Here is a 22,125-nt window from a genome sequence, read left to right as displayed (position 1 = left end):
TGAAGATTTCCGTTGTATATAAATAGTTTGTCGGCGTTTCCGGGATGCGACAAGTTATTTTTCTTCCGGGCACCATGTGAGTGAAACTCATGAGCAGACCGCATCGACGGCTTTTGCCCCTGAACCAGCTTCGGGCGTTCGAGGCGGCGGCGCGCCATTGCAGCTTCACCAAGGCGGCGGAAGAACTCGGCGTCACGCAGGGCGCGGTGAGCCGGCATATCCGTGCCTTGGAGCTGCGGCTCGGCTTCCCGCTCTTCACCCGCACCGCGCAGGGGCTCCAGCTCAGCCACGGCAGCCGGGTCTTCGCCCAGTCGCTGGAGGACGCCTATGTGCGCATTGCTCGGGCTACCGACAACCTGATCGCCACCCACACCCATTCCGTGCTCACCGTGCGCGGCTACACGACTTTCTTCATCCGCTGGCTGATCCCGCGGCTGCCGGAGTTCCAGCGGCGCCACCCCGAGATCGAGGTGCGCCTGGTGGCGGCGTCAGATCCGGTGGATTTCGACCGCGACGCGGTCGACGTCGGCATCCGCTACGGCCGCGGACAGTGGCCTCATTGGAACTGCGACCTCCTCTTCCTCGACGAGCTGTCGCCCATCTGCAGCCCTGACTATTTCGCGCAGCGCGACAGCTCGTCGCCGCAGGCGCTGCTGCGCGGGTCGACCCTTCTGCACCACAATCTGCGCCCATCCGACTGGGCCGAATGGTACCGTTGCGCGAACCTTGCCGAGGAGCAGAAGGACAACCTCTATTTCGAGGACCTCAGCATCGTTTACGAATGCGCGCGGGCCAATCTCGGCATCGCCATCGGCCAGCGCTCATACGTGGAAGATGATCTGCGCAGCGGCCGGTTGGTGGAACCTTTCGGAACGGTGCTGCGGCGTGATCTCGGCTACTACCTCGTCACGCCGCGCGAACGCGCCGATGCGCCCAAGATCCAGGTGTTTCGCGCCTGGCTCGCGCAGGCGTCGCACCGCTCCGTCGGCGCCCTTCCTCAGGCGGAGGTCTCATCCCCGAGCGTGTAGAGGTAATCGGTGTCGAGCGGCTCCAGTGTGGACAGGTCGATGCCTTCCTGCTCCAGCACATGGCGGGCGATCCGGAACATGTCGGTCCCGGTGGGAATGCCGCAATACTGGGCCACGTGCAGCAGCAGCTCGCGCAGCTGCGGCAGCGGCACCTTCGTGCGCACCAGGGCATTGTGGAAGTGGTGCTCGAATTCCTTCATCTGCCCCGAGGCGGCCAGCATGGCGAGATTGATCAGGCTGAGCTGCTGCTGCGGGATGATGTTGCGCGACCAGGTGCCGGCCCAATTGATGTTGGTGACGTACATCTGCCAGGCGCGGTCAAACTCGGTCGTATTCTGCAGATTTCGATCGACCCAGTCCGCACCCAGAACATCGCGGCGGGTATTCGTACCCCGCTCCGACAACAGTGACTTCATTGATGTCCTCCCCATGGCGCCATTTGCGGCGGAATTTATTGGCCTCCGGCGGCGCGCGCGATTGTGGTCCGTCGGGCGCCGCCGATGCAACATCGATCCGCGACGGGGGCCTGCCGGTCCGCAGCCGCCGTCGCGGGTCTTGGCACTTCAGTTCACGCTCGCTCCGGAGATCTTGACCATTTCCGCCCACCGGCCGGTCTCGGTCGCGACAAAGGCGGCGAACTCCGCGCGCGTGTTTCCGGCGGCCTGGGTGCCGAGTTCCAGAAAGCGCTCCTTGACCGCCGGCTCCGCCAGGATCTTGCGCACCTCGGCGGAGAGCTTGTCCAGGATCGGCTCCGGCACGCCCTTCGGCGCGAACAGGCCCTGCCAGGAGATGCCGACGAAGCCGGGAATGGTCTCGGCCATGGTCGGGATGTCGGGAAGGGTCGGCCAGCGCTCCGGGCTCGTCACGGCCAGCGCGCGCAGCTTGCCGGCCTTCACCTGCGCCAGCGCGGTCGGCATGTTGTCGAAGCTCAGTTGAACGTGCCCGGCGGTGAGGTCCACGGTCATCGGCCCGCTGCCCTTGTAGGGCACATGGGTCATCGCGGTGCCGGTCACGGTCTTGAAGCGCTCGGCCAGGAGGTGGACCGAGGTTCCCACCCCGGTCGAGCCATAGCTGTACTGGTTCGGGTGGGCGCGCAGCAGCGTGATCAGCTCTGCGACCGTGGTGGCGGGCACGCTGGGATTGACCACCAGCATGTTGGGGCCCATCGCCACCAGGGAGATCGGCTCGAAATCGCGGATGTTGTCGTAGCGTAGGTTCTTGTAGAGCGAGGCGTTGATGGCATTCGAGCTCACGGTGCCCATGAGAAGCGTGTACCCGTCCGCCGGCGCGCGCGCTGCGGCCTCCGCGCCGAGGGTGCCGCCGGCGCCGACGACATTGTCCACCACCACCTGCTGGCCCCAGTCGCGGGTCATGGACTGGGCGATGAGGCGCGCGACGATGTCGGTGACGCCGCCTGGAGAAAGCGGCACGATCAGGCGGATGGGACGGGTGGGATAGGCCTCCTGCGCGTGCACGGCGGAGCTGATGAGCAGCGTTGCCGTCGCCAGGGCGGCCGCGGACGTCGCGAGCCAGGAGCGGATCATGTTTCCTCCAATGCTTCTTCGTGGGCTCGTGTCGTGGCCCTCGGCTGCCGCGGCCGGCCGCGCTGCGGCCGGCTTTGCGTGCGCCGACTGTGCGCGCGTCCCGGAGCCGCTTCAAACGACCTTTGCGGCGGGTGGGACATGAGTAATTGTAATGGAGAACCTCCGGCGCTCTCGACGATGGCGGGCTTTTCGCCAACGCCCTGCCGAAGGATGGCCCGTCGTAGCCGATAGCGCTGCGAGGTGCTAACAATCAGGTCAAAAGCGAACGCCGTGGGTTCCAGCGGGACGGGCACCGGCTCTTGATGTCGAAGCGCCGGGAAACGGCGTCCAAACGGCGGAGGAATGCATGCTGCGTATCGCCATGGCGGGACTGATGGTCTTCGCCTCCCTTCAGCAGGCGCTCGCCTGCACCGCCGTCGACATCATGGCCGCAGACAAGACGGTCATCGCCGGGCGCACCATGGAATGGGCGTTCGACATGAAGTGGACGCTCAAGAGCCAGCCCAAGGGCACCGAGCTGACTTTGACCGCGCCGGCCGAGCTCGGCCTGCCGCCGGTGAAGGTTGTGACCACGCAGGCGGTGGTGGGCATCAGCGCCGAGATCATTCCCGGCGGCGCCATCCTGGAAGGCCAGAACGCTTCCGGCCTCGGCATGAGCGGCAACTTCCTGCCCGGCTTCACGCAGTACCAGGCGGTGACCAAGGCCGATAAGAGCTACGTCTCCATCCTCGGCTTCGGCGCCTGGGTGCTCGGCATGCATGCGAGCGTCGCCGAGGTGCGCGCGGCGCTGCCGGGCATCAAGGTGTGGGCCGATCCCTCGCTGCCGAGCGGCCCGACGCCGCCGACCATCCACATGGTGTTCACGGACCGCACCGGCGCCGGCATCGTGGTGGAATATGTGGGCGGCGAGCTGCGCATCCACGACAATGTCGCCCATGTGCTGACCAACGCGCCGACCTATGACTGGCACCTCATCAACATTCGCAACTACCTGAACCTCTCCACGGTCGGGGTGTCGGAGCGCAATCTCGGCACGGCGAACGTGACCGCCATCGGCCAGGGCGGCGGCATGCTCGGCATGCCGGGCGACTACTCGCCGCCGGCGCGCTTCGTGCGCGCGGCCTTCCTGCGCCACTTCATCACCGCGCCGAAGACCGGCGCCGAGGCGCGCCAGGCCATCGGCCACATCCTCAATACCGTCGACATCCCCATGGGCATCGCCCAGAGCAAGGACGGCGGCCAGCTGATCTCCGACTACACCCAGTGGGTCTCGATCAAGGACCTGACCAACAACACCCTGACGATCTCCGACTATGCCCATCGGCTGATCTATCTGACCATCGACCTCGCGCCGATCTTCGCGCAGACCGCGCCGAGCGCGAAGCTCGTGACCGATCTACCGTATCCGGCGGTGATCGACGGGACGGCGGCGCTGAAGAACTGAAGCCCGCTCCGGCGTTTTCGGGGCCGGCCCGTCAGCCGCCGGGGCCGCCCGCCGCCGGCCTGACCGTGCCGCACTCGCGGAAGGCGCGCACGGCGCAGGTCGCGCAGATGTCTGGGTCGAGCTTGGCGTGGATCGTGGCGAGCGCCTCGGCCTTCGATTCGAACACGTGGCCCGGCCCCAGATGCTCCTCGAATCCGGTGCGCCGCCACAGCGCCCGCACGTCCGGCCGCGGCTGATGGAAATAGAGGTCGCCGCCGATCTGGCGGCGGGCGAACAGCTCGTGTTCCCACACGTCGGAGCCGGCGAGGTCGATGAAGTTCATGCTCTTCACCATCACCAGCATGTGCTTCTGCGCGCCGCTGCGCATCTCGTGGAGGCGGCGGGTAATGTAGCCGGCGGCGCCGAAATAGACCGAGCCTTCGATGCGCACCAGCTTGAGCTGCGGGCATTCGCGCCCCGCTCCGCCGATCTCCTCCACCGGCTTGAAGGTGCGCCGCTCGGTGCTGGGGTCGGGGGCCAGCGTGCGCACCGCCGGGTGCGCGGTGCGGTTGAGATAGAGCAGCAGCGACAGCGCGCTGCCGATGATGATCGCCTGCTGGAACGGCAGGAACAGCATGCCGCCGAAGGTGACGAGCGCGACGCCGAGATCGGCGCGGTGGTGCCGCGCCAGCCGGCGGAAGCCGCCCACGTCCACCAGCCCGTAGGCGATATAGACCAGCAGCGCGCCGATGGCCGCCATGGGCAGCCGCTCCAGCAGCGGGCGGGAGACGAAGGCGAGCGCCACCAGGAACAGCGCGGACAGCACCGCCGCCATGGGCGTCTTCGCGCCGGCAAGGTAGTTCGGCAGCGAGCGGTTCAGCGAGCCGCACGAGACGTAGGAGGAGAAGAAGCTGCCGGCGATGTTGGACAGGCCCTGGCCGACGAATTCCCGGTCCACGTCCAGGTGCTGGCCCGAGCGCTGGGCGATCGCCTTGGCGATGGACACCGACTGGCCGAGCGCGACGATGGAAAGCGCCCCGGCGATGGAGATGAATTGCGGCAGCATCGCCGGCTCGATCCACGGCACCGAGAAGGGCGGCAGCACCGAGGGGATGTCGCCGATGCGCGCCACCTTCTGCCAGGCGGGAAACAGCGCGAGCAGTTCGGCCATGCCGAAGCCGGCCACGATGCCCATCAGCATGTAGGGCAGGCGGCGCGACACCTTCGCCAGCGCGAAGCTGACCAGCAGCGTGGTGGCGCCGACCAGGCAGGCGCTCAGATTGATCTGGTCGAGGTGCGCGCCAAGCTTGGTGAGAAGGCCGATGACGCCGCCGCCGGCCTCGATGGTGATGCCGAGGAAATCCGGCAGGGCATAGAGGCCGATGAGGATGGCGGCGCCGCTGGTGAAGCCGATCAGCACCGCCGGCGAGATGAAGTCCGCCACCCAGCCGAGCTTGAAGCCGCCCACCGCCAGCTGCATCAGGCCCACCAGCGCCGTCACCGCGAGCGCGAACGCGATGTATTGCGCCGATCCCGGGATGGCGAGCGGGCTCAGGGCCGCGAACAGCGCCAGCGAATTGGCGTTGGTGGGGCCGGAGACCACATGGCGGCTCGACCCAAACATCGCCGCAACGATGCACGGCACGACGGCGGTGTAGATGCCGTATTCCGGCGGCAGGCCGGCGAGCGTGCCGAAGGCGATGCCCTGGGGCAGCGAGAGCACGGCGCCGAGCAGGCCCGCGAGCACGTCGGCCCGCAGTGTCGCCCCGGTGAGGGGGAAGTTCAGCACCGGGAACTTGCCTGCCGACAGGAACGCCATCAGTCGCGGCCGTAATAGAGGGTGACGGTGTGCTTGGCCTCGGCGAAGAACAGCCAGCGTTCGACCATTAGGCCTGCAAGCTGGCTCGCCGCCGCCAGCACCGACACGAACGCCGCCGCCGGGCCGCCGCGCAGCAGGAGCGCGATCACCAGCAGCGCGCCGGGCAGCGCGAAGGCGAGGATGACGGCGATGAGGCGCAGCCGCGCGGCGTGCTTGCGCGCGACGCGGTAGCCCATCTCCTTCAGGAGATAATTGTCCTCGGTGTGCGGCCATTCCACCGAGCGCACGGTGCCGCCCTTGAGGCCGGTGGCGGAATTGAGCGTCGCCGGCATGCCGAGCGCGTCGTTGTGGCGCCAGACGGCGACCTTGAGGACCCAGGCGAGCGCGGTGAAGACGAGCGCGGCGGCCAGCCACGGCACGGAGGGGCGTCCGAACACCTGCATCAGCGCGTTCAGCAGCACGAGGCCGCTGGTGGCGGCGAACAGCAGGTAGGACGGCAGCGTGAAGCGGCTGTGCCACTGGGCGATCGGCTTCAGCGAGGCATAGATCATCGCCGTGGAGCACACGGTGACGACGGCGCACGCCGCAGCCAAAAGCCCGCATATGGCGATCCAGGCGCCGGAGCGGCCCATCACCGCCCATCCGAGCGCCAGGAGGCCCGCCGGCACGAAGGTGACGACCGCCGCCACGCCCTCGCGCGAGAGCCAGGAGGAGCGCCACTGCGAGAAGGCGCGCCACGCCCGCTCCGGCCGGCCGAGATGGCCGGTGGAGGACAAAAGCCCGCCGCCGATCAGCGCGAAGGCGAGGCCGAAGCTCACGAGGCCCGGCACCAGCGACGGCGGCGTTGCGCCCGTGGCGGCCAGCAGCCCGAGCAGGGCCAGCAGGCCGTAGCCCGCGCCGGTGGCGGTGGTGAAGACGATGACGGAATAAGCGGGATGCATGGCTCGGCCCGTCCTCAGCGCGACAGAACGCGGTCGACCCAGCCGAAGAAGCCGCCGGCATCGCCGACGCTCTCCAGCGCGGGGGCCGCCACCTTCGGGCCGCGGCCGGTATTGGCGCGCGGCGGCAGATAGCGGTTGGTGGGGGCGTAGCCCAATTCCGGCATCAGCGCGGTGCCGCCGCGGGCGGCCACAAGCTGCGACACGGGAGACGTGGCATCGCCGAGGTCGCCGAAGTGGCGTGCGCCGGACGGGCAGGCGGCGACGCAGGCCGGCACCCGGTCCTCTTCCTTGAGGTTCTCGTTGTAGATGCGGTCGACGCACAGCGTGCACTTCTTCATCACGCCCACGTCCACGTCGAACTCGCGCGCGCCGTAGGGGCAGGCCCAGCTGCACAGCTTGCAGCCGATGCACTTGTCCTCGTCCACCAGCACGATGCCGTCCGAGGTGCGCTTGTAGGAGGCGCCGGTGGGGCAGACGGTGACGCAGGCCGGGGTCTCGCAATGCAGGCACGAGCGCGGGAAGTGCACCGTGCGGCTCGCCCCGTCCACCTCATGCTCATAGGTGTGGACGCGGTTGAACCACACGCCGTCCGCCGTGCCGCCATAGGGGTTCTGATCGGTGAGCGGGGCCATGTGGCCGCCGGTGTTCCACTCCTTGCAGGAGGTGACGCAGGCCTGGCAGCCGACGCAGGTGTCGAGGTCGATGACGAGCCCCAGGCTCTTTTCGGTCTTGGCGGGCAGGCAGGTCATCGCGCCGCCTCCTTGAACTGGGCGCCGAAGCGGAGCACGTCGGGCGCGGGCTGGAGATTGGGCGGCAGAGGCAGCCGGGCGAATTGCGGCTCGGTGAAGCCGGCTTCCTCGGGGGCGCACTTGCGCAGCCGCACCCGGAGGTCGAACCAGGCCGCCTGGCCGGTGATGGGGTCGGAGTTGGAATAGCGCTTGCCGTTCACGTCCGGCGGCAAGAGGTCGCCGATGGCGTGGTTCAGCAGGAAGCCGCGGTTGCTCTCGGCCGCGTCGTCCTTCAGCGCCCAGGCGCCCCGGCGCTTGCCGATGGCGTTCCAGGTCCACACGGTCGCCTTCTCCACCCCGTCCACGAGGCGGATCTGGCCCTTCACCTTGCCGTTGATGCTCTCGATCCAGACCCAGTCGTCGTCGGCGAGGCCGAGTTCGGCAGCGAGCTCGCGGTGCACGAACAGCCGGTTCTGGCTGGTGATCTGGCGCAGCCACGCATTCTGCGAGCCCCAGGAATGGTACATGTGCATGGGGCGCTGGGTGAGCGCGTGGATGGGATAGTCGGCGGTGGCGATGGCCGCCTCCTCCAGCGGCGCATACCAGAAGGGCAGGGGATCGAAATAGGCCTCGATCCGGGCGCGGTCGCCTTCCGGCGGCACCACCGGCCCGTGCCCGCGCGCGGCGAGGCGGAAGCGCTGGAGCGGCTCGGAATAGAGCTGGAACACGATCGGGTCGGCCTTCGGCACGAAGCCCATGTGCACGGCGAAATCGAGATAGGAGCGGTTCGCCATCTTGTAGTAGCGCTGGTCCGGCGAAAGCTCGTGATGCCAGAAGCCGCCATTCTCGATGTAGCGGTCGAGCTGGCCCTCATTGGTCTCGCCGCGGCCGATCTTCTCGCCCTGCGTGCCGCGCCACCCCGCGAGCGGGCCGATGCCCGGCGCGCGCTCGTGGTGGACGATGTAGTCGGCATAGTCCTTGTACTTGGCCGCGCCGTCCTCGTTCACGAAGCCCGGCAGGCCGAGCCGGGCGCCCAGCTCGATCAGCACGCTCTGGAACGGGCGCACGTCGCGGTCCGGCGTGACGACGGGATGGCGGATGGCGTCGCCCGGGCCGTCCGCATGGCTGATGGGCCGGTCGAGCAGGCTGATGCAGTCGTGCCGCTCCAGATAGGTGGTGTCCGGCAGCACCAGGTCGGCATAGGGCACGGTCTCGGAGAAATAGGCGTCCGAATAGATGATGAAGGGGATGCGGTAGTCGCCCTTCTCGTCCTTGTCGGTCAGCATGGCGATGGTCTCGTCGGTGTTCATCGACGAGTTCCAGGCCATGTTGGCCATGTACATCATCAGCGTGTCGATCTTGTACGGGTCGCCCTTCCACGCATTGCGGATCACCATGTGCATCATGCCGTGGGCCGCGAGCGGCGCGTCCCAGGAATAGGCCTTGTCGATGCGCACCGGGCCGCCGTCCGCGTCCACCAGCAGGTCCTCGGGACCGGAGACGAAGCCGAGCGGCATGCCGGACAGCGGCGTCATGGGCTTGCCGCCGTCCTTGCCGGCAGGCTTGGGGCCGGGCGGGATCGGCTTCGGGAACGGCGGCTTGAAGCGCCAGCCGCCGGGCACGTCCACCGAGCCGAGCAGCACCTGCAGCACGTGGATCGCGCGGCAGGTCTGGAAGCCGTTGGAATGGGCCGAGATGCCGCGCATGGCGTGCATGGCGATGGGCCGGCCGGTCATGGTCTCGTGGCGCCGGCCGGCGGTGTCGGTCCAGGCCACCGGCAGCTCGATCGCCTGCTCGAACGCCACATGCGCGAGTTCCGCGGCGATGCGGCGGATGGTGTCCGCCGGCACGCCGCAGCGCTCGGAGGCCGCCTCGGGGGAATAAGAGGGGTCGAGATAGCGCTCGGCGAACACCTGGAACACGGGGGTCGCGGTGCGCCCCTCCACCTCGAACGTGCCGGACAGAGCCGGGCTGAGGTCGGGATCGTCGGCGGGCTTCGGGCCGCCGGTCGCCTTGTCGAAGGCGAGGATGCGCCCTTCCGCGTCGCGCAGGAGGAGGCCGTCCTCCGCCGTGCCGGGCGCCTTGATGACCAGCGCCGGGGCGTTGGTGTGGCGCGCCAGATAGGGCACGTCGATCTTTCCGGCGCGCAGAAGCTCGTGGATCAGCGCCATCACGAACAGGCCGTCCGTGCCGGGGCGGATGCCCACCCATTCGTCGGCGATGGCGTTGTAGCCGGTGCGCGCCGGATTGACCGAGACGAACTTCGCCCCACGCGCCTTCAGCCGCCCAAGGCCGATCTTGATGGGGTTGGAATCGTGGTCCTCGGCGACGCCGAACAGCAGGAAGTACTTGGCGTGCTCCCAGTCCGGCTCGCCGAACTCCCAGAACGCCCCGCCCACCGTATAGAGGCCGCCCACCGCCATGTTGACGGAGCAGAAGCCGCCATGGGCGGCGAAATTGGGGGTGCCGAACTTCGAGGCCCACCAGCCGGTGAGCGACTGCGACTGGTCGCGCCCGGTGAAGAAGGCGAGCTTCTTGGGCTCGGTCGCGCGGATGTTGCCGAGCCGCTCGGCGGCGATGGAAAGCGCTTCGTCCCACTCGATCTCGCGGAATTCGCCGGAACCGCGCTCGCCGGTGCGCAGCAGCGGCTTCTTCAGCCGCGCCGGGCTGTAGTGCTGCATGATGCCGGCGCTGCCCTTGCCGCACAGCACGCCGCGATTGACCGGGTGGTCCTTGTTGCCGTTGATGTAGCGCACCTTGCCGTCGCGCAGATGCACCTCGATGCCGCAGCGGCAGGCGCACATGTAGCAGGTGGTCTTTGCCACCTGGTCGCCGATCTTCGGCGAGGTCTCCACATTGTCCGGCTCGGCCGGCGCGTGGGGGTGGGGGAGGGGCTGCTGCGTGGGCGCGGAATTCGCCCCTCGATAACCGTTGTGCATCATGTGAAATAGATGGACCCCGCCGCGCGGCAGGGTCCAATCGATGTTTTAGATCAATTCCATCTTGCAATGAGATTGATCGCGCCCCGCCTTGGGGCGCGACGGCCGGTCAGCGCAGGGGGAAGCCCAGCTCCTGGAGAATGCCGGCAAGCCGGTCGCGCCCGCTGAGCGACTTCGGTCCGCGCACCCGGTTGAGCGCCGTGGAGGTCCACCCCACTTGCGCCATTCCCTCCGCCTGCTGGAAGGCGGCAAGCGTCGCGTCATAGCCCGCGACCGCGGCGGCGGGCAGGCTCGGGTCGTAGCGCTCGCGGTGCAGCACGAGGTCCTGCGGCAGGCGCGGCTTCACCCGCGCCGGGCGGGCGGGGTCCGGGTGGCCGACGCACAGGCCGAACACGGCCACCACATGGGGCGGCAGGCCGAGCAGATCGGCCACCTCCCGCGGGCGGTTGCGCAGGGCGCCGATATAGCAGCTTCCGAGCCCAAGGGATTCCAGCGCCACCACGGCGTTCTGCGCCGCGAGCGCGGCGTCGATCACCGCCACCAGCAGCATCTCCAGATAGTCCAGTCCCTCGGTGGGCGCGCTCTGGCGCCGGCCGAGTTCCGTGAGGCGCGAAAGGTCCGCGAGCCAGACCATCACCAGCGGCGCCTGCGCCACATGCGCCTGGCCGCCGGCCAGCTCGGCCAAAGCGCGGCGCGTGCCGGCATCCTCCACCGCGATCACGCTGAGCGCCTGGAGGTTGGAGGACGAGGCCGCGGACTGGGCGGCCGCCGCCAGCGTCTCGACAGTGCCGGGCGGCAGCGGGCGGTCGGCGAAGGCGCGCACGGTGCGGTGGGCGAGAAGGCCGGCGATGACGTCGTTCAGCCGGATATCCACGCTCGCGCCAGCCGCGCCGTAGCGGGCTTCGAGCAGCGAGGCCATTTCGGCAGCAAGATCGCGGGTGGCGTGTTCGCGGGCGGCAAGATCGCGGGCGGCGGAATCAGCGGGGAGGGTGGACACGGAACGGCTCCTTGGGCCGGGCATCGACGCAGGCGCATCGACACGGGGATATCGATCAGCGACGCGTCGAGAGGGTCTCGCCTGGCGCGGTCGATGGCGCGGGTAACGGGACATGAGGTCGCGGCGGGTGCCCCGCAAGGGTACAGGCTCCTGACCTGCTGCCAATAGGCGCGGAGCCGAACCGGCCGCGACTTTCGCCGCGCCTGTCGCCGCACTTGTCGCCGCATTGGCCATGCCCGTCGCGACGCTCGCGCGCGCAGCCCAGGCCCGCGCTCACCTCAGGTGGACATCCGATCGGAGCCTGTGCATGTTAGCGCCGCCCTCGCCGGGGGTCCTGGGAGGACCGGACGGCGGGCGTGGCGTGGAGGTGTCGCGGTGCTGGATGTCGAGGCGCGCAAGAGGCAGGTTCTGGAAATCATCGCGGAAGAAGCCGCCGTCGATCCGTCCATGGTGGACGCGGACACCACCGTCTCCGACCTCGGCATCGGCTCGCTGGACCTTGTGGAGCTGATCTTCAAGATCGAGGATCGGTTCCAGATCGAAATTCCCTCCGAAGGGCCGCTGGAGAGCACCGACGTGCCGGTCTTCGCGCTGGTCGACCACGTGATCGCGCTGGTGGACGCCAAGGCCGGACGCCCTTCCGCCTCGTCCGCCGGCTGAGCGCAAAGCGGGACCATTCCATGAGCCGGCGCGTCGTCATCACGGGCCTCGGGGCGGTTTCGTCCATCGGCGCGAACGTGGCCGAGCACCTCGCCAGCCTGAAGGCCGGCAAGGTGGGCATCGGCCCGACCCGCCTCATGGACGGCACGCAGCTGCGGGTGAAATGCTTCGCCGAGGCGGCCGACTTCAATCCCGACGCCTTCCTCGAACCGCGCCAGCGCGGCCTCATGGACCGCAATTCCGAGCTGGCCCTCGCCGCCGCGCGCGAGGCGGTGGCTCAGGCGGGCGACCCGCTCGACGGCGTGGCGCCGGAGAAGGCGGGCGTGATCTACGGGGCTTCGGTCGGCTTCCAGTCCATCGAGGACGGCTATCACCGGCTGAACGCCACCCCGCCCGGCCGGCCGCACCCCTTCACCGTGCCGCGCTCCATGCCGTCGTCGTCGGCGAGCCAGATCTCCATGGCCCACCGGGTGCTGGGGCCGTCCTTCTCGGTGGCCTCCGCCTGCTCCTCGGCGAGCCACGCCATCGGCCTGTCATTCCATATGATCCGCTCCGGCCTGCTCGACGTGGCGCTCTCCGGCGGCAGCGAGGCGCCCCACACGCTGGGTTTCCTCAAGGCCTGGGAGGCGCTGCGGGTGCTGAGCCCGGACGGCTGCCGCCCGTTCTCCGCCGACCGCAACGGCCTCGTCCTCGGCGAGGCGGGCGGCGTGGTGGTGCTGGAGGAGCTGGAGCGCGCGCGCGGGCGCGGCGCGCCGATCCTCGCCGAGGTGGTGGGCTTCGGCATGAGCGCCGACGGCAACGACCTCACCGCCCCCGACGGCACCAGCACCGCGCGCGCCATGCGGCTCGCTCTGGCCGATGCCGGGCTTGCGCCCGAGGCGATCGACTATGTGAGCGCCCACGGCACCGGCACGGTGCTCAACGACAAGACCGAGACGGCGGCGCTGCGCACGGTGTTCGGCGCCAAGCTCGACACGATGCCCGTGTCATCCACCAAGTCCATGCACGGCCACTGCCTGGGCGCGGCCGGCGCGCTGGGCGTGATCGGCACCGTGCTCGCCATGCGCGAGGGGTTCGTGCCGCCCACCATGGGCTACCGGGTGCCGGACCCCGACTGCGCGCTCGACTGCGTGCCCAACGCCGCGCGCGACCACGCGGTGGGCCATGCGCTGGTGAACGCCTTCGCCTTCGGCGGCCTCAACGCGGTGCTGGCGCTGAAGGCCTGGCATTGAGCGAAGCACCGTTCGCGGTCGATTTCCGCCGGCCGCTCCTGGCGGCGCGCTTCGACGCGCCGCAGCACATGCTCTCCTGGTCCATCGGCCGGCCCGGCTTCGTCACCGCGCAGGCGGCGGCGATCCTCGAAGTGCGCGACGCGGACCTGCCGCCGGACGTGGACCCGCGCGCTCTGCTCGCCGGCCGGCTCGCGGCCGCCGGGCTCGCCGACGCGGTGGGCCTGATGACCTCGCGCGACATCGCCTGCCACCACCACGCGACGGCGCAGGTGGAGGGGGTGAGCGCGGCGGCCCTCGTCACGCTCGGGCTCAACAATGGCGAGCGCGTGGGCGCCCGCGCCGCGGCGCCGGAGCGCCTCGGCACGGTGAACATCATTGCCGCGGTCTCGGTGCCGCTCACCCCGGCGGCGCTGGTGGAGGCGCTCTCCCTCGTCGTCGAGGCGCGCACTTTGGCGATCCTGGAGGCGGGCTATTGCCGGCAGGGGCAGGACGCGCCGGTGACGGGCACAGGCACCGACTGCGTGGTCATGAGCGCGCCCGCCGGCCTGCCGGGCGCGGCGCCGCACGACTATGCGGGGCTGCACACGGCGGTCGGCGAGGCGCTGGGCGCGGCCGTCCTGGCGGCGACCCGGGAGGCGGCGGCGCGCTGGCTCGCGGACCAGTCCGCCCCCTGAGCGGCGTCAGCCGATGGTGAGGCGGATCTCGCCCACATTCTCCACTCCGCCTTCCAGCACGTCGCTGCGCGCGATGGCGCCGACGCCGGCCGGGGTGCCGGCGAAGATCAGGTCGCCGGGCGCGAGGCGGAACAGGGTGGAGAGGATCGCGATCATCTCCGGCACCTTCCAGATCATCATGTTGAGATCGCCGTCCTGGCGCGTCTCGCCGTTGACCTTCAGGAAGATGCGGCCCTTGTCCGGATGGCCGCAGATGCTGGTCGGCACGATGGCGCTGCAGGGGGCGGATTCCTCGAACGCCTTGGCCACCTCCCACGGGCGGCCGGCCTTCTTCGCCTCGGCCTGGAGGTCGCGCCGGGTCAGGTCGATGCCCACCGCATAGCCGAACACGTGGTCGAGCGCGCGCGCGACCGGGATGTCCTCGCCGCCTTCCTTCAGCGCGACCACGAGTTCGACCTCGTGGTGCACGTCGTTGGTGCGCTTGGGATAGGGGATGGTGGCGCCGGAATGGACCAGGGTGTCCGGGTTCTTCTGGAAGAAGAAGGGCGCCTCCTTGGAGGGGTCGCCGCCCATCTCGATGGCGTGGTCGGCGAAGTTGCGGCCGACGCAGTAGATGCGGTGCACCGGGAACAGGGTATCCCTGCCGACGATGGGCAAAGTGGGCACTGCAAGGGGCGGGAAGGCATAGGCGGACATGGCGGCCTCCGGGGGGCGTGATCGCCCCTCCATAGGCCGCCCGGCGGCGGGAGGAAAGGGCGGCCGCGCCGGGCCGGAAAGGAAAAAGCCGGGCGCGCGGCCCGGCTCTCCCAACGTTATTCGGCGGCCACGCCGGTGCCGATCTGGCAGGCGACGCCGGTGCCCCCGAGCCCGCAATAGCCGTGCGGGTTCTTCGCCAGATACTGCTGGTGGTAGTCCTCGGCGAAGTAGAACGGCGCCGCCGCGGCGATCTCGGTGGTGATCGGGCCGAAGCCCTTCGCCTTCAGCGCCGGCTCATAGGCGGCCTTGGCCGCCGCGGCGCGGGCGAGATCGGCGGGATCGTCCACATAGATGCCGGAACGGTACTGGGTGCCAATGTCGTTGCCCTGGCGCATGCCCTGGGTGGGGTCGTGCGCCTCGAAGAACACCTTCAGCAGCTGGTCGAACGACACCGCTGCCGGATCATAGGCCACCAGCACGCCCTCGGTGTGGCCGGTGCGGCCGGAGCACACCTCCTCGTAGGTCGGGTTCGGCGTGTGTCCGCCAATGTAGCCCACCGCCGTCACGTAGACGCCCGGCAGCTGCCAGAACTTGCGCTCGGCGCCCCAGAAGCAGCCGAGGGCGAACACCGCGGTCTTCACGCCGTCGGGATAGGGCCCCTTCAGCGGATGGCCGTTGACGACGTGTGCGCGCGCGGTGGGGATGGCGCCCTCGCGGCCCTTCAGCGCCTCCTCACGGGTGGGAAGCTCCAGCGACTTGCGGAAAAAGAGCATGGCACGGCTCCTTGCGCACGGTCCCGCGCCCGGAAGCAAGCGGCGGATCGGCGCATCATGAGACAGGACTTTTGGCGCGGCCAGTCCAAACAAAAGGGACCAAACACAAGGGACCATGGCCGGCCAGGACCCCAGATATGGGGTTCCGGATGCCATTGCGCGAGGGGGGGAGGGCTCAGCCCGCCTCGAAGCGCGAGCGCTCCCGCACCCGGCCGAGCGTCATCAGCACGATGCCGAGGACCAGGAGCAGCAGGAAGGCGGGCACCGACAGGACCGAGGTGATGCCGCTGTCCCACAGGGCGGGCGACCTCGCCCGCGCCCAGGCCTCCAAGGCTGCGAGGGTGCCCGGCGAGACGGCGAACCAGGCGTCGCCCGCCGACATCAGCAGCAGCGAGGAAGCGGCGATGGAGCGCGTGCCGTCGACGATCAAGGCGACGAAGCCGGCGGCGAGCAGCCAGAAGCCGGTGAAGCGCAGGAAGAAGCGGATCATGAGCGCAAAGCGGGCCTTCGAGTTTCGCCGCGGGCGCTTGCGTCCCGCGGTGGGTCTTGGCTCCTTATGTCACGGGCCGGCGCCCGCATGTAGCCCTTCGTGCGCGCGGCGGGCCTGCGCTGCGCGCCGTGATTGCCCCGGTGCGGCGGCGGGGCGCCAGTCTGGAATTGGTGCATCGCCGCGCGATGCCACTTGATGGGCGGCGCGGGGTTTGCTTCCATCGGGGCATGAGCACGGGCCTGATCGAAATCCGCAGGGCGAAGCCCGCCGACGCGACCGCTGTCGCGGCGGTGCACGACGCGGCGTGGCGCACGGCCTATCGCGGCCTGATCCCCGGTTTGGAACTGGAACGCATGGTGGAGCGGCGCGGCCCCAAATGGTGGGACGCCGCGATCCGGCGCGGCAGCCGCATCTCCGTGCTGCTGGTGGGCGACGACGTCGCCGGCTACGTGAACTATGGCGGCAACCGCGCGAAGAGCCTGCCCTATGGCGGCGAGATCTACGAGATTTACCTCCAGCCGCTCTATCAGGGCCTTGGCTTCGGCCAGCGCCTGTTCGCGGCGGCGCGGCGCGATCTGGCCATGGCGCGGCTTGAGGGCCTTGTGGTGTGGGCGCTGGCCGACAACGAGAACGCGGTCGGCTTCTACAAGGCGCTGGGGGGGCATGAGGTCGCATCCTCCACCGAGCAGTTCGGCACGAAATCGCTGGACAAGGTGGCCTTCGCTTGGCAGCGGTAGCCCGGCATGGGCGCGGGCGCCGATCCTGCCGCAGGCGGCGCCATGCGCCGATCAGCTAGCTTTGCAAGCGGCGCGCCGCGTGCTCTAGCTCATGCGCCCCTGGAGCGCGATCCGGGCGGGTCGAGCCGATCTGCCTGGCGAATCGCCCTCTGAATTTCAGGGAGACCGCGCGTTTCCATCGGCCGGCCACGCCGGCCGGCGGGCGTGCGATCTCGGCCCATATGCGAGTGTGACATGCGCATCGATGCGATCCCGATCGGCAAGAACCCGCCCGGTGAAGTCAACGTGGTGATCGAGGTTCCGATCGGCGGCGAGCCCATCAAGTACGAGATGGACAAGGCCGCGGGGACCCTGTTCGTCGACCGCTTCCTCTATACCGCCATGCGCTATCCGGGGAATTACGGCTTCATCCCGCATACCCTCTCCGGCGACGGCGACCCGTGCGACGTGCTGGTGGCCAACACCCGCGCCATCGTGCCGGGCGCCTATATCAGCGTGCGGCCGGTGGGCGTGCTGCTGATGGAGGACGAGGGCGGCCAGGACGAGAAGATCATCGCCGTGCCCTCCTCCAAGCTCACCCAGCGCTACGACCGGGTGCGGAACTATTCCGACCTGCCGGACATCACGCTGAAGCAGATCGAGCATTTCTTCGAGCACTACAAGGATCTGGAGCCCAACAAGTGGGTCAAGATCGTGCGCTGGGGCGATGCCGCCGAGGCGCAGAAGCTGATCCTCGAAGGCATCGAGCGGGCGAAGAAGGAAGGCTGAGGCCGCCTTCGGCCGAATGCGTGGCGGGAGGCGGCACAGGGCGCCGCCTCCCGCCGCCCCCGGCCCCCCCAGCCGGGGACCTCAGGCCGCGACATCGGCCTTCGGTCGGGGCGCGGGCGCTTCCAGAGATGCCCGCGAAAGCAGCGTGCGGATTTCCGGCACGCAGGAGCCGCAATTGGTGCCGGCCCTGAGGGCGCGGCCCACCGCCGCGATGTCCGCGCAGCCGGCGCCGATGGCGGCCGCGATCTCGCCTTGCGACACGCCGAAGCAGGCGCACACCAGGGGGCCACCGGCCGCCTCGCGCCCCGCGCGCCGGCCCGCCAGCAGCACGCGGCGGTCGTCCGGCGCGACCGGATCGGCGCCGAGGAGGCCCTTCAGCGCGTCCACGTTCGGCCGCGCCCCGGCCGGGGCGACGAAGAGGGCGGCGACGAGCCGCCCCGCGGCATCGAACGCCGCCGCCCGGTAGGCGCCGCCCGCCGGATCGCTCATCTCGATGATGTCGGAACTGCCGAGGCCGGCGAACCAGGCGGCCCAGGCCTGCGGGGCGAGGGTGCCCGCGAGCCGCCAGCCGAACCCGCCCGAAAGCGCCGCGCGCGCCCACCAGGCGCCGTCCGGCAGCGTCAGCCCCTGCCGCGCCAGCAGCACCCCCTCGAACGGCGCCGGCTCGGGCGCGAGCGCGACCGGCGTGGCCTTGGAATCCGGCTGGCCGGAGAGCGGGTCGGTGCGCGCCTGCACCAATTGGCCGATGGGCCCGTGCGACGCATTGGCGAAGCTCCAGTGGATCGGCGCGAAGGCGGTGCCCGGCGGCTGGCGCGGATCGGCGCGCACCTCCAGCACCGTGGCGCCCTGCGCGCTCGTCACCCGCGCGAGGCCGCCATGGGCGAGGCCGAGGCGCGCCGCGTCGTCCGGATGAACCGCGACGAACGGCACCGGCTCGTGCGCGGCAAGCCGCGGCGAGAGGCCGGTGCGGGTCATGGTGTGCCACTGGTCGCGCAGGCGGCCGGTGTTGAGCAGCAGCGGGAAGCCCTCCGCCCCCAGCGGCGGCGCCACCGGCGCCGGCACGATGAAGCGCGCGCGCCGGTCGGCGGTGAAGAAGCCGCCGTCCGCGAACAGGCGCGCCGTGCCCGGCGTCGCGCCCGCTCCGGCGCCCGCCCCCGCGTCCTTGGGCACCGGCCACTGCACTGGCTGGAGCGCGTCATAGGCGGCGTCGGACAGCGTCGCGAGGCCGGAGATGTCGAAGTCGCGCGCGCCGTCATTCTCGAAGCCCGAGAGCGCGGCGTGCTCGCGGAAGATGGCGGCGGCCGAGGTCCAGGCGAAGGCGTCTGCGAAGCCGAGCCGGCGCGCCACCTCGGCGAGCGGCCACCAGCCGTGCTTGACCTCGCCCGGCAGCGGCAGGAAGGCGCGCTGGCGCGAGATGCGGCGCTCGGAATTGGTCACCGTGCCGTCCTTCTCGCCCCAGGCGGCGGCGGGCAGCATCACGTGCGGGCGGCAGGCGGCGGTGTCGTTGGCGGCGACGTTCTCCGACAGCACGAACAGGTCGAGCTTCTCCAGCGCGGCGCGCACCGCGCCGGTCTGCGGCAGGCTGACGGCCGGGTTGGTGCCCATCACCCACAGCGCTTTGATCTCGCCGGCGCCGATGGCGGCGAACATGTCCACCGCCTTCAGCCCCTCGCGCTCCGCCATGCGGGGCGCGGACCAGAAGCGGCGCACGCGGTCCACCTCGGCCGGCGAGAAGCCCATGTGCGCGGCAAGCTGGTTGGCGAGCCCGCCCACCTCGCGCCCGCCCATGGCGTTGGGCTGGCCGGTGAGGGAGAAGGGCCCCATGCCCTCGCGCCCGATGCGCCCGGTGGCGAGGTGGCAATTGACGATGGCGCCCACCTTGTCGGTGCCCTGGGCCGACTGGTTGACCCCCTGCGAATAGCCGGTGACCACCTTCCCGGTGGCGGCGAACAGGGCGAAGAAGGCGGCCACGTCCGCCGCGCCGAGGCCGCAGGCGCGGGCGGTGGCGGCGGCATCGGGGGCGATCGCGCGCGCCGCCGCAAGCGCTTCGGCAAAGCCCTGCGTGTGCCGGCCGAGGAAGGCGGCGTCGAGCCGCCCGGCATCGGCGAGATACACCAGGAGGCCGGAGAACAGGATCGCGTCGGTGCCGTGGGCGAGCGGCAGCACCATGTCCGCCTCGGCGGCGGTCTCGGTGCCGCGCGGGTCGATGACGACGATCTTCGTGCCGCGCTTCGCCCGCGCCGCCTCCATGCGGCGGAACAGCACCGGGTGGCAGAAGGCGGCGTTGGAGCCCACCAGCACGATCAGGTCCGCCGCCTCCAGGTCCGCGTAGCAGCCGGGCACGGTGTCGGAGCCGAAGGCGCGCTTGTGGCCGGCGACCGAGGAAGCCATGCACAGCCGCGAATTGGTGTCCACATGGGCGGTGCCGAGGAAGCCCTTCGCCAGCTTGTTGGCGACGTAATAGTCCTCGGTGAGCAATTGCCCCGACAGATAGAAGGCGGCCGATCCCGGCCCGTGGCTGTCGATCACGGCGGCAAGGTCGCGCGCCACCCGGTCGAGCGCGACGTCCCAGCTCGTGCGCGCCAGCGGGCCGTCGCCGGTGCGCATCATGGGGTAAAGGAGGCGCGTTTCGAGGCCGAGCGTCTCGCCCAGCGCCGCGCCCTTGGAGCACAGCCGGCCGAAATTGGCGGGATGGGCCTTGTCGCCCTCCACATGGGCGCCGCCCGCGGCGTCCGGCACCACGGCGACGCCGCATCCGACGCCGCAATAGGGGCAGGTGGTCTTCACCGGAGGGGGTGAGGGGAGGGGGGCGTTCATGCCGGTCTTGCCCGAGGCTTGGCCCTGATCGATCTCCACAGGGCGTCGTTTAACACCAGACCTGTCATCCCCCGGCTTGTCCGGGGGATCCTCGCCGGGACCGGGCCCGCTCCCGGCCGTCGCGCGCACGGCTTGCGGCCGGGTGGATGCCCCGGACAAGCCGGGCCATGACGGCGCGCCAATGAGGGCGGGCTGGAGTGCGCAGATGAACCATCGCAGGCCTCGCTCAATAGACGTCCGCCTGGAAGCGCCCCGCCTTCTTCAGGTCGGCGAGGAAGGCCGCCGCCGCGTGCGGGCCGAGCCCGCCATGGGCCGCCGCCACGTCGGCGAGCGCGGCTTCCACGTCCTTGGCCATGCGCTTGGCATCGCCGCAAATATAGACGTGCGCGCCGCCGTTCAGCCAGGCCCAAAGCTCGGCCCCGGCGGCGCGGATCCTGTCCTGGACATAGACCTTCTGCGCGCCGTCGCGGGACCAGGCGGTGTCGAGGCGGGTGAGCACGCCCTGCGCCTGGAAGGCGGCCAGCTCCTCCTCGTAGAAGAAATCCGTCTCGCGCCGCTGGTGGCCGAAGAACAGCCAGTTGCCGCCCGGCGCCCGCGTGGCGGCCCGCTCGTGCAGGAAGGCGCGGAACGGGGCGATGCCGGTGCCCGGCCCGACCATGACGACGCTTTTCGCCGGGTCCTGCGGCAGGCCGAAGCCGTGCGCCTTCTGGATATAGGCCTTGAGCTTCGTGCCCTCGGGAATGCCCGCGCCGAGGAAGGTGGAGGCCACCCCGCGCCGCTCGCGGCCGAACGCCTCAAAGCGCACCTTGTCTACGGTGAGCGACAAAAGGCCGGGCGTCGCCGCGGGACTGGAGGAGATGGAATAAAGGCGCGGCTGGAGCGGCTCCAGGCATTCGATGAAGGCCTCCGGATCGGGCCTGATGCCGGGGAATTTCTCCAGCGCCGCCAGCACGTCGAGCAGCGCCGCGTCGCCGTCCGGGTCCTCGCCGGCGGCGAGGCGCTTCGCCGTCTCCTTGCGCGCGCCGCCGACCAGATACGAGACGAGCTGGAACAGCGCGTCGGGCGGCGTCTTCAGGCACACCTCGTGGGTCAGCACCGCGCGCAGCGTCTTGCCGGCGATGGGGAAGTCCTCCGACGCGTGGATCGCGGCGATCACCTGGTCCACCAGCGCCGGATCGTTGGCCGGGAAGATGCCGAAGCTGTCGCCCGCCGCATAGTCGAGCCCCGAGCCTTCGAGGTCCAAGTCGATGTGGAAGGTCTCCTTCTCGGAGCCCTCCTTGTTGAGCCGCCGCCGGCCGAGGAAGGTGACGGTGCCGGGATTGTCGCGGGTGCCGGGCGGCGCGGGCGCGGTCTTTGCCTCCGCAGCCGCGGGAGCGGCGGGCGCCGGCGCGGCGCCCGCGCTCTCGGTGAGCTGCTTCAGCATGCGCAGCGTCTCCTTGCCGCCGGGGGCGCAGAGATTGAGCTTCGGCTCGGCGCCGGCGGCGATGGCGGCGGCATAGGTCTCGCAGACATAGCCGCACTGGCCGCAATCCTGCTGCGCCATGGCCGCCATCAGCCGGCGCGGCAGCGCCTTGCCTTCGGCGAGCGCCATGCGCTCGGCCATGGGCATGGAGGGGTCGTGCCAGGGCGCGTTGTCGTCTTCCGGCGCATCGGCCTTGAGTTCGGGCATCAAAGCGGCGGCGTCGCCCGCCGAGAGCGCGGTGGCGCCGGCCGGCGCGTCGCCGCTGAAGATGCCGGCGAAGAAGCCGTTCAGCCAGGCGCGCTGCTCCGCCGTGAACGGCGCGCTTTCGGGCAGGAAGGGCACGAGGGGCGGGCGGGACTGGAGGCTCATGGGCGGATCTCGATGATGGCGCGCGCCT

General features: G+C 70.3%; 19 protein-coding genes. 7 read left to right on the top strand and 12 right to left on the bottom strand.

Features of this window, described 5'->3' with window-relative positions; translation table 11 throughout:
- Positions 1-89 precede the first annotated feature (89 nt).
- Positions 90-1,028, top strand: a complete 939-nt coding sequence (gene gcvA / locus D9R14_RS06320; RefSeq protein WP_121622474.1) for a transcriptional regulator GcvA — start codon at positions 90-92, stop codon at positions 1,026-1,028.
- On the opposite strand, the gene D9R14_RS06315 is transcribed toward gcvA, so the two are convergent.
- Together D9R14_RS06315 and D9R14_RS06310 are read right to left on the bottom strand one after the other, a co-directional pair.
- Positions 998-1,444 carry a carboxymuconolactone decarboxylase family protein gene (locus tag D9R14_RS06315; protein ID WP_170168525.1) on the bottom strand — a complete coding sequence of 149 codons (447 nt, stop codon included), beginning with the start codon at positions 1,442-1,444 and terminating at the stop codon, positions 998-1,000. The genes gcvA and D9R14_RS06315 overlap by 31 nt on opposite strands.
- A 147-nt stretch (positions 1,445-1,591) precedes the next feature.
- Positions 1,592-2,572 (bottom strand): Bug family tripartite tricarboxylate transporter substrate binding protein, encoded by a 981-nt coding sequence (locus D9R14_RS06310; protein WP_121622472.1) that lies wholly within the window; start codon positions 2,570-2,572, stop codon positions 1,592-1,594.
- Positions 2,573-2,918: 346 nt separating this feature from the next.
- Between D9R14_RS06310 and D9R14_RS06305 the strand changes: the two genes are divergently transcribed.
- Entirely contained in the window at positions 2,919-4,016 is a 1,098-nt protein-coding gene (locus D9R14_RS06305; RefSeq protein WP_121622471.1) for a choloylglycine hydrolase family protein, read from the top strand.
- A gap of 31 nt (positions 4,017-4,047) precedes the next feature.
- Here the strand turns inward: D9R14_RS06305 and D9R14_RS06300 are convergent, their stop codons facing one another.
- The 5 genes from D9R14_RS06300 to D9R14_RS06280 all read right to left on the bottom strand — a co-directional run bounded on the left by D9R14_RS06300 (position 4,048) and on the right by D9R14_RS06280 (position 11,341).
- A complete protein-coding gene (locus D9R14_RS06300; RefSeq protein ID WP_121622470.1) occupies positions 4,048-5,814 on the bottom strand; it encodes a SulP family inorganic anion transporter in 1,767 nt (588 codons plus the stop codon).
- Entirely contained in the window at positions 5,814-6,755 is a 942-nt protein-coding gene (locus D9R14_RS06295; RefSeq protein WP_121622469.1) for a dimethyl sulfoxide reductase anchor subunit family protein, read from the bottom strand. The genes D9R14_RS06300 and D9R14_RS06295 overlap by 1 nt, the downstream gene beginning before the upstream one ends.
- A gap of 14 nt (positions 6,756-6,769) precedes the next feature.
- A complete protein-coding gene (locus tag D9R14_RS06290; RefSeq protein WP_121622468.1) occupies positions 6,770-7,504 on the bottom strand; it encodes a 4Fe-4S dicluster domain-containing protein in 735 nt (244 codons plus the stop codon).
- The gene (locus D9R14_RS06285; RefSeq protein ID WP_121622467.1) at positions 7,501-10,425 is read right to left on the bottom strand and encodes a molybdopterin oxidoreductase family protein; all 2,925 of its coding nucleotides are present in this window, start codon (positions 10,423-10,425) and stop codon (positions 7,501-7,503) included. Before D9R14_RS06285 ends, D9R14_RS06290 begins: the two co-directional genes overlap by 4 nt.
- A gap of 106 nt (positions 10,426-10,531) precedes the next feature.
- The gene (locus tag D9R14_RS06280; protein ID WP_121622466.1) at positions 10,532-11,341 is read right to left on the bottom strand and encodes an NADPH-dependent oxidoreductase; all 810 of its coding nucleotides are present in this window, start codon (positions 11,339-11,341) and stop codon (positions 10,532-10,534) included.
- Positions 11,342-11,794: 453 nt separating this feature from the next.
- Here D9R14_RS06280 and D9R14_RS06275 point away from each other — a divergent pair, with 453 nt between their 5' ends.
- Genes D9R14_RS06275 through D9R14_RS06265 form a run of 3 tightly spaced genes read left to right on the top strand, consistent with a single transcriptional unit; the run spans position 11,795 to position 13,985 of the window.
- Positions 11,795-12,079, top strand: coding sequence for an acyl carrier protein (locus tag D9R14_RS06275; RefSeq protein WP_170168524.1), 285 nt, complete (start codon positions 11,795-11,797; stop codon positions 12,077-12,079).
- Positions 12,080-12,099: 20 nt separating this feature from the next.
- On the top strand, positions 12,100-13,311 hold the full coding sequence (locus D9R14_RS06270) for a beta-ketoacyl-[acyl-carrier-protein] synthase family protein (RefSeq protein ID WP_121622464.1): 1,212 nt from the start codon (positions 12,100-12,102) through the stop codon (positions 13,309-13,311).
- Positions 13,308-13,985 (top strand): adenosylcobinamide amidohydrolase, encoded by a 678-nt coding sequence (locus D9R14_RS06265; RefSeq protein WP_210210818.1) that lies wholly within the window; start codon positions 13,308-13,310, stop codon positions 13,983-13,985. Before D9R14_RS06270 ends, D9R14_RS06265 begins: the two co-directional genes overlap by 4 nt.
- A gap of 6 nt (positions 13,986-13,991) precedes the next feature.
- Here the strand turns inward: D9R14_RS06265 and D9R14_RS06260 are convergent, their stop codons facing one another.
- From D9R14_RS06260 to D9R14_RS06250, 3 genes are all read right to left on the bottom strand, one after another.
- Positions 13,992-14,681 carry a fumarylacetoacetate hydrolase family protein gene (locus tag D9R14_RS06260; RefSeq protein WP_121622463.1) on the bottom strand — a complete coding sequence of 230 codons (690 nt, stop codon included), beginning with the start codon at positions 14,679-14,681 and terminating at the stop codon, positions 13,992-13,994.
- A gap of 116 nt (positions 14,682-14,797) precedes the next feature.
- Positions 14,798-15,454: a peptide-methionine (S)-S-oxide reductase MsrA gene (gene msrA / locus D9R14_RS06255; RefSeq protein WP_121622462.1), complete on the bottom strand. Its 657-nt coding sequence runs from the start codon at positions 15,452-15,454 to the stop codon at positions 14,798-14,800.
- A 175-nt stretch (positions 15,455-15,629) separates the two neighbouring features.
- The gene (locus D9R14_RS06250; protein WP_121622461.1) at positions 15,630-15,944 is read right to left on the bottom strand and encodes a hypothetical protein; all 315 of its coding nucleotides are present in this window, start codon (positions 15,942-15,944) and stop codon (positions 15,630-15,632) included.
- 227 nt (positions 15,945-16,171) lie between these two features.
- On the opposite strand from D9R14_RS06250, the gene D9R14_RS06245 reads away from it, so the two are divergent.
- Together D9R14_RS06245 and ppa are read left to right on the top strand one after the other, a co-directional pair.
- A complete protein-coding gene (locus tag D9R14_RS06245) occupies positions 16,172-16,681 on the top strand; it encodes a GNAT family N-acetyltransferase (RefSeq protein ID WP_170168523.1) in 510 nt (169 codons plus the stop codon).
- Between the two features lie 234 nt (positions 16,682-16,915).
- Positions 16,916-17,449 carry an inorganic diphosphatase gene (ppa, locus tag D9R14_RS06240; protein WP_121622459.1) on the top strand — a complete coding sequence of 178 codons (534 nt, stop codon included), beginning with the start codon at positions 16,916-16,918 and terminating at the stop codon, positions 17,447-17,449.
- A gap of 81 nt (positions 17,450-17,530) precedes the next feature.
- Here the strand turns inward: ppa and D9R14_RS06235 are convergent, their stop codons facing one another.
- Both D9R14_RS06235 and D9R14_RS06230 read right to left on the bottom strand, forming a co-directional pair.
- Positions 17,531-20,266 carry a molybdopterin-dependent oxidoreductase gene (locus D9R14_RS06235; RefSeq protein WP_121622669.1) on the bottom strand — a complete coding sequence of 912 codons (2,736 nt, stop codon included), beginning with the start codon at positions 20,264-20,266 and terminating at the stop codon, positions 17,531-17,533.
- Between the two features lie 226 nt (positions 20,267-20,492).
- Positions 20,493-22,097, bottom strand: a complete 1,605-nt coding sequence (locus tag D9R14_RS06230; protein WP_121622458.1) for a sulfite reductase subunit alpha — start codon at positions 22,095-22,097, stop codon at positions 20,493-20,495.
- Positions 22,098-22,125 lie beyond the last annotated feature (28 nt).

This window comes from Xanthobacter tagetidis, from assembly GCF_003667445.1.
Taxonomy (GTDB): domain Bacteria; phylum Pseudomonadota; class Alphaproteobacteria; order Rhizobiales; family Xanthobacteraceae; genus Xanthobacter; species Xanthobacter tagetidis.
Note: the sequence above shows the minus strand (reverse complement) of the source record. Positions and strands in the feature narration are given on the sequence as shown.